The sequence below is a fragment of the Candidatus Symbiothrix dinenymphae genome, from assembly GCF_001431085.1.
This window is the reverse complement of sequence record NZ_BBRU01000091.1, coordinates 1-923: the sequence shown is the minus strand read 5'-3', so window position 1 is coordinate 923 and position 923 is coordinate 1. Positions and strand designations below refer to the sequence as shown.

The following is a 923-nucleotide window of genomic DNA, read 5'->3' as shown; positions in this document are numbered from 1 at the left end:
CGTGCACCCGAGTTAGTGCGAGGGTATAGGCATTGCGCATCATAAAAGGCCATGTAGGTGGCTCCGGCGCAGGGGATGTGCCCTTCGCGAGTTTCAAAAAGAGGCTCTCGGTGGAGCCATTGGGATTGTCGGTGCCAAATTCGCCCACCTGATACACTGCATTGCGATAGGAGTATTCGTAAGCCACCGCCAGCACCTCATCGGGCTGCAAGGGATACTGCAACGAGATGTAGCCAAGTTGCTGATTGAAACGGTATTCCGAAGGCGACAACTTGCGCGCATTTTCAATTTTTTCATAATCGCGCCCGCTCACCATTCCGACACTTTCCAACACCGAACTCACCTGACTGATGTTGCGCGCACCTGTCCAAGCGGTTGTCAAGTTGCCATACAGGTCATTAGCGCGGTTGGTTGGATAAGGGTCGCTACCTATCGGACTCACGTTGGGGTTGCTAATGTACTTATTTTCACCCAAATCGGCAAACGCCACGATATTGCGCGCCTCATCGTAATTGCTTCGCCGATTGGTGACCCAGACCTCCAAACGGGTGATGCTCACGCCCGACTGAATCAGCGGCAGGGTCTTCATCGCATCGTCATACGTGTCAGGGAAGTAGCGATTGAAGAAAAAGTGTTGATTTTCGTCGTAACTATCGACCGTGATTTCAAACGGCGTGGTCTGCACACTGCCCTTGGAAGCCATCGTGCGCGATTGCGACTCCTGCTGCGACACCACCGCATTCACGGTGAGCCTGCCAAATTGCAAGTCTGTTTTGATGCCAAACAACGCTTGCCCGCCCCGAATCAGCGAATTAGAGGGGGTCATGCTCACATCCCCCGCCGCCAGAAGTTTGACAATCTCGTCTTCGTCGCCTTTGTACTCCAATTTGATTTGCTTGGCATCGAAGCCGAAGGTGGACATC

General features: G+C 53.2%; 1 protein-coding gene. It reads right to left on the bottom strand.

Annotation, left to right across the window (positions count from 1 at the left end; genetic code table 11):
• Positions 1 to 923 (bottom strand): T9SS outer membrane translocon Sov/SprA (sov, locus tag ASC50_RS01455; protein WP_082592024.1); only part of this gene is annotated, 923 nt, incomplete at both ends.